The sequence below is a fragment of the Azospirillum sp. Marseille-Q6669 genome, from assembly GCF_965111635.1.
This window is the reverse complement of the sequence record NZ_CBCOOP010000001.1, coordinates 2,490,681-2,496,680: the sequence shown is the minus strand read 5'-3', so window position 1 is coordinate 2,496,680 and position 6,000 is coordinate 2,490,681. Positions and strand designations below refer to the sequence as shown.

Below are 6,000 nucleotides of genomic sequence, written 5' to 3'. Positions count from 1 at the left end.
CCATTGAGGGGAATGGTGATCCGGGTGGGATTCGAACCCACGGCCACATGATTAAAAGTCACGTGCTCTACCGACTGAGCTACCGGATCACAAAAGCATGCGGCCTGTTGCCGATGCGGGGCGCAACATAGGGGGCGGTGACGCCCCGGTCAACAGCGGGGTTGGACGGAGCGCACAAAAATTTCGCTCTCCGCCGCAGCCCCGGCGCCGTCACTGTTTGGCCGTCACTGTTTGAGAGTCTGGATCTGCTTGCTGGCGTCGCCGTTGCCGGCCTCCAGGGCGAAACGTTCGGCCAGATGGTCGGCCACACGCCCGCTGACGAAGCCGCGGATATCGCCGCCCAGGCGCCCGATCTCCTTGACGAAGCGGGAGGAAATGAACTGGCTCTTTTCCGAGGCCATCAGGAACATGGTCTCGATCTTCGGGTTCAGGCGGGCGTTCATGCCCGCCATCTGGAACTCGTACTCGAAATCCGAAACCGCCCGCAGGCCGCGGATGATCACGGTGGCGTTCACCTCCACCGCAAAATGCATCAGCAGCGTGTCGAAAGCCCGCACCTCGATGCTGGCCCCGGCGTTGTTCAGGGCGGTCACGTCCTCCCGCACCATCGCCACCCGCTCGTCCGTCGAGAAGAGCGGGCCTTTGCCGGCGTTGCGGGCGACGCCGACGATCAGATGATCGACGAGGCGTGACGCCCGCTGGATGATGTCCATATGACCGTTGGTGATCGGGTCGAAGGTGCCGGGATAGACACCGATGCGGCGCTTGGCCATGGGAGTACCTTCCGCCTCTTTTTATTCGATCGTATCACCGGGCGTATCGCCGGGAGCGGCCTCGTTCCCAGCCGCATCGTCCACGGAGGCCGTCCCGCCGCCGTTTGGATCGCCGCCGTTGCCATTGGTCCCGTTCCCGTTGCTGTCCTCGTCCTCCGCAATGGACGCGACGGACACCACGCGCTCGTCCGCACCGACGCGGAACAGCGTAACGCCCAGCGTCTTGCGCCCCGCGACTCGCACGTCGTGGATCGGCATGCGGATGACCTGACCGCCGTTGGTGACCATCATCACCTGATGCGAGTCCTCCACCGGGAAAGCAGCGACGATGGAGCCATTGCGCTCGCCCATCTCCATGTTCCAGATGCCCTGGCCGCCGCGGCCGGTCACCCGGTACTCGTAGGAGGAGGTCCGCTTGCCGTAGCCGCGCTCGGTCACCGTCAGCACATACTGCTCCAGGCTCTTCAGCTCCTCATAGCGCTCCGGGCTGAGCGTCACGGCTTCGGTCGGCACCTCGTCGGCCTCCGGCGCCGCCTCGCCCTCCATGTCGAGGCCTTCCTCGCGCTTGCGCTTCAGGAAGGCGGCGCGCTCCTCGGGCGAGGATTCGACGTGGTGAAGCGTGGTCATCGAGATGACCTCGTCGCCATCGGCCAGACGGATGCCGCGCACGCCGGTCGAGGTGCGGCCGGCGAAGACACGCACGTCGGCGACCTCGAAGCGGATGCACTTGCCGCCGCCGGTGGCCAGCAGGACGTCATCGGCCTCGGAGCAGGTACGGACGGCGATCAGACGTTCGCCCTCCTCCTCCAGCTTCATGGCGATCAGGCCGTTGGAGCGGATGTTGGCGAAGTCCGACAGGCGGTTGCGCCGCACGTTGCCCTTCGACGTGGCGAAGACGACGTGCAGGTCCGCCCACACGGCCTCGTCCTCGGGCAGCGGCAGGACCGTGGTGATGGTCTCGCCATCGATCAGCGGCAGCAGGTTGACGAAGGCCTTGCCGCGCGCCTGCGGGTTGCCCAGCGGCAGGCGGTAGACCTTCAGCTTGTAGACCATGCCGCGCGACGAGAAGAGCAGCAGCGGCGTGTGGGTGTTGGCGACGAACAGGTCACTGACCGCGTCCTCCGCCTTCATCGACATGCCCGACCGCCCCTTGCCGCCGCGCTTCTGCGCGCGGTAGGTGGACAGCGGCACGCGCTTCACGTAGCCGGACTGGCTGACCGTGACGACCATATCCTCGCGCTGGATCAGGTCCTCGATGTCGGCCTCGAACTCCAGCTCCTGGATCTCGGTGCGGCGCGGGGTGCCGAACCGCTCCTTCATCTCCACCAGCTCGTCGCGGAGGATGCCCAGCAGCTTCGCGCGGTTGGCCAGAGTCTCCAGATAGTCGGCGATCTGGTCGGTCACGTCCGTCAGCTCAGCGCCGATCCGGTCGCGCTCCAGCCCGGTCAGGCGGTGCAGGCGCAGGTCGAGGATGGCGCGGGCCTGCTCCTCCGACAGCCGGTAGGTGCCGGCCTCCGACACGCCGCGGCCCGGCTCGTCGATCAGCGCGATCAGCGGGGCGACGTCCATGGCCGGCCACTCGCGCTCCATCATCTGCTCGCGCGCCCAGACGGGGTCCGGGGCGCTGCGGATCAGCGCGATCATGGCGTCCAGATTGGCGACGGCGACGGCCAGACCGACCAAGGTGTGGGCGCGTTCGCGCGCCTTGCCCAGCAGGAACTCGGTGCGCCGGGTGATGACCTGCTCGCGGAAGCGGACGAAGGCGACGATGATCTGCCGCAGGTTCATCAGCTCCGGCCGGCCGCCGTTCAGCGCCAGCATGTTGACGCCGAAGGACGTCTGCAGCTGGGTGTGGCGGAACAACTGGGCCAGCACCACGTCGGCCATGGCGTCGCGCTTCAGCTCGATCACCACGCGCACGCCGTCGCGGTCCGATTCGTCGCGCAGGTCGGAGATGCCCTCGATCGTCTTGTCGTTGACGACCTCGCCGATGCGCTCCATCAGCTTGGACTTGTTGACCTGGTACGGGATCTCCGTCGCCACGATGGCAAAGCGGTCCTTGCGGATCTCCTCGATCTCGGTCTTGGCGCGGATGATGACGGAGCCGCGCCCGGTCATCAGGGCCGAGCGGACGCCCGACCGGCCGAGGATCATGCCGCCCGTCGGGAAGTCCGGGCCCGGCACGAACTCCATCAGCTCTTCGTCGGTGACGTCGTTGTTGTCGATGTAGGCGCAGCAGGCATCCACCACCTCACTCAGATTGTGGGTGGGGATGTTGGTCGCCATGCCGACGGCGATGCCGCCAGCGCCGTTGACCAGCAGGTTCGGGAAACGCGCCGGGACGACCGAGGGCTCCTTGCCCGAATCGTCGTAATTGGCCTGGAAATCGACGGTGTCCTTGTCGATGTCGTCGAGCAGCGCCTCCGCCGCCTTGGCCAGCCGCGCCTCGGTGTAGCGCATGGCCGCCGCCGGGTCGCCGTCCATCGAACCGAAGTTGCCCTGCCCGTCGATCAGCGGCAGGCGCATGGAGAAGCCCTGCGCCATGCGGACCATGGCGTCGTAGATCGCGCTGTCGCCGTGCGGGTGGTATTTACCCATCACGTCGCCGACGATGCGCGCCGACTTCTTGTAGGGCTTGGTCGAATCGTATCCGCCCTCCTTCATCGCGTAGAGGATGCGGCGGTGCACCGGCTTCAGCCCGTCGCGGACGTCGGGCAGAGCGCGGCTCACGATCACGCTCATCGCGTAATCGAGATAAGACCGGCGCATCTCGTCTTCGATGGTGACCGGCGCGATGTCGGAAGCGGGAGGAAGGGGCGTCGTGCTCAAGGAGACAAACTCATTCTACGGGCTGCGGCGATGCTCGGTGTTCAACGCTTGCTGTTCAACGCTCAAGGTCAACACTTAAGGTTCAACGGGGCACGTCCGCACGGCCCTTCGGGCCGCTGCATGTAATATAAGAATTCCTATCAGCTTTCGCATGTGCACACAACGCTCCGGCAGTCCCACGATTCCTGGCCTTTGCAAGTCAATGACCTCCGGCCTTTGCAGGACGAGGGCGGCTCAACAGCGCGAAGCGCAGCGAAAGGATGGTCACGGATACCACACTGGCGATCAAAATTCCCTCAAAAAGACCACGCGCGCCGCGGTCCAACCCGAAGGCGAGCAAGGCCGACACAGGAATCATCACCACCGCGTAGGAGATGAAGTGCAGCGCGGTGGGAACCCAGGCGTCGCCGCGCCCGCGCAGCGCGTTCGCCATGACCACCTGCCCGCCGTCCGCCACAAGGACCCAGGCGGTGAAGGCGATCAGCGGCGCCACCGCACCGATCAGTTGGGGGTCTGCGCTGTAGATCGCCGCCAGCGGCTCCGGCATCCAGCGGTAGAGCACCCCGACTCCGGCCAGGATCAGGCTGGTCACCGCCAGCCCCGTCCAGCCGGCCAACGCCATGTCCAGCGGGTCGCGCCGGCCATAGGCCACCCCCACCCGCACCGCCGTGGCCGAGGCCAGCCCGACCGCCGCCATGAAAGGCAGCGCCGTCAGGTTCAGACCGACCGTGTAGGCGCCGAGAGCCAGCGGTGAGATCATCCCGGCGAACAGGCCCAGCGTGGCGAAGGCGCCGCTTTCCACGCCCAGGCTGACCCCGGCGGCGTAACCGAGATGGCGCTGCTTGCGGCTGCCGGTCCACCAGTCGCGGACCGGGTCGCGCACCGCCCAGCGGGCGTGGTCGGTCATGTGCCAGGCGTAGAAGACGAGGCCGAGCCCCATCCCCCAGCGCACCGCCGTGGTCGCCCAGGCCGAGCCGACCGCCCCCAGCGCCGGGAATCCGCCATGCCCCCAGACCAGCATCCAGGCGAGCAGAGCGTTCAGGAGATTGCCGAGGATCATCGCCACCATGCCCGGTATGGGCCTCTTCAGCCCCTCCAGGAAGAAGCCGGTCGCGACGTACAGCATCATGCCCGGCATGCCGTAGCCGAGCACCGCCATCACCTGCCCGCCGCCCGCCGCCAGATCCGTGGACTGGCCGGTCAGGCGGAAGAAGGGCTCCCCGGCCAGCGAGGCCAGGGCGAAGAGAATGCCGAGCAGCAGCGCGTAGGGAATCGCCCGGCGCCAGATGCGCCCGCACTCGGCGTCCTGGCCGGCGCCAAGGGCATGGGCGGTCACCGCCACCACGCCCATCATCAACCCCACGCCAGTGGTGACCAGCAGGTTGGCCGGCAGGTGGGCCAGCCCGTAATAGGCCAGCTCCTGCGCGCTGTAGCGGCCGACGATGGCCGTGTCCACCGCCATCATGACGACCAGCCCAGCGCGCGAAACGATGACCGGGGCGGCCAGCCGCAGCAATTCGCCGGCATGGGTGCGCAGACGGTCGGCCAGGAGAGGGGCGGGAATCGCGTGGTCAGGCATGATCAGGGTGTCGGTCGCTTGTGTACGGTTGTCACCGCCGGTGGCGGAACCGGCCATCTTGACCTTGCGGCGTACCACGTCAAGTGGCGGCTTATTGTCCTTCCGCTCTGTTGCAAATCCGCCGAATGGGCCGGAACCAACGCCTGCGGCGGCGCGTTGACGAAGCAACAGCATCCACTGAGGAGTTCGGGATCATGAGCCGCTCCATGCCGTTCCCCGTCCGCCAGATCGCCCTCGCCAGCTTCGTCCTGACCTTTGCCGCGCTGCTCGTCGGCTGCAACACGATCGAAGGGGCCGGGCAGGACGTCCAGGCCGGCGGTCGGGCTGTCGAACGCGCCGCCGAGTGACGCGCGTCCCACCACGCTTTTCAACCACGAGAGAGACGCCCGCATGAGCGATCCCATGACGCCCGAGCGCCCTGCCGAGGTGCCGCCGCCGAGCAACCCGAACACCCCGCAGCCGGACCGTCCGACCACGCCGGACCCCTACCCGGTGCCTGAGAATCCCGACACCCCACCGGAGATGCCACCGCCAGCGGACCAGCCGGTTCCCGGCATGCCGACGCCGACCCAGGCGTAAGGCGCCGGACGCGGCGTTCGTTCGCAAGAGGCAGTTTCAAGAAAGGCCGGTGCCGCGAGGCGCCGGCCTTTTCCTTGTCCGGTTGTCGGTGTTTGGAAATCGAAGATTCGAATCTGGAAACAACACCGAAACACAAGGGCAACAAGACCCAAGGGACCGTGGCAAAAATTGGCGCCGCTGCGTTAATTGTTTTTTTACCTTTCTCTCGCCTCGCCTTGATGTTAACGATTTGTTAATCAT

At 66.7% G+C, this 6,000-nt stretch carries 5 protein-coding genes and 1 tRNA gene; 2 read left to right on the top strand and 4 right to left on the bottom strand.

Annotated features, from left to right (window positions below):
• Window positions 1–13: 13 nt before the first annotated feature.
• The 4 genes from ACWPXE_RS11180 to ACWPXE_RS11165 all read right to left on the bottom strand — a co-directional run bounded on the left by ACWPXE_RS11180 (window position 14) and on the right by ACWPXE_RS11165 (window position 5,238).
• A tRNA-Lys gene (locus ACWPXE_RS11180) sits at window positions 14–89 on the bottom strand.
• A gap of 135 nt (window positions 90–224) precedes the next feature.
• The gene (coaD, locus tag ACWPXE_RS11175) at window positions 225–773 is read right to left on the bottom strand and encodes a pantetheine-phosphate adenylyltransferase (protein WP_014197255.1); all 549 of its coding nucleotides are present in this window, start codon (window positions 771–773) and stop codon (window positions 225–227) included.
• 21 nt (window positions 774–794) lie between these two features.
• Complete coding sequence (gyrA, locus tag ACWPXE_RS11170; RefSeq protein WP_454017886.1) at window positions 795–3,602, bottom strand: DNA gyrase subunit A; 2,808 nt, start codon at window positions 3,600–3,602, stop codon at window positions 795–797.
• Between the two features lie 199 nt (window positions 3,603–3,801).
• Window positions 3,802–5,238, bottom strand: coding sequence for an MATE family efflux transporter (locus ACWPXE_RS11165; protein WP_454017885.1), 1,437 nt, complete (start codon window positions 5,236–5,238; stop codon window positions 3,802–3,804).
• Between the two features lie 137 nt (window positions 5,239–5,375).
• Here ACWPXE_RS11165 and ACWPXE_RS11160 point away from each other — a divergent pair, with 137 nt between their 5' ends.
• Entirely contained in the window at window positions 5,376–5,528 is a 153-nt protein-coding gene (locus ACWPXE_RS11160; protein ID WP_014197259.1) for an entericidin A/B family lipoprotein, read from the top strand.
• Window positions 5,529–5,571: 43 nt separating this feature from the next.
• Window positions 5,572–5,760, top strand: a complete 189-nt coding sequence (locus ACWPXE_RS11155; protein WP_454017884.1) for a hypothetical protein — start codon at window positions 5,572–5,574, stop codon at window positions 5,758–5,760.
• Window positions 5,761–6,000 lie beyond the last annotated feature (240 nt).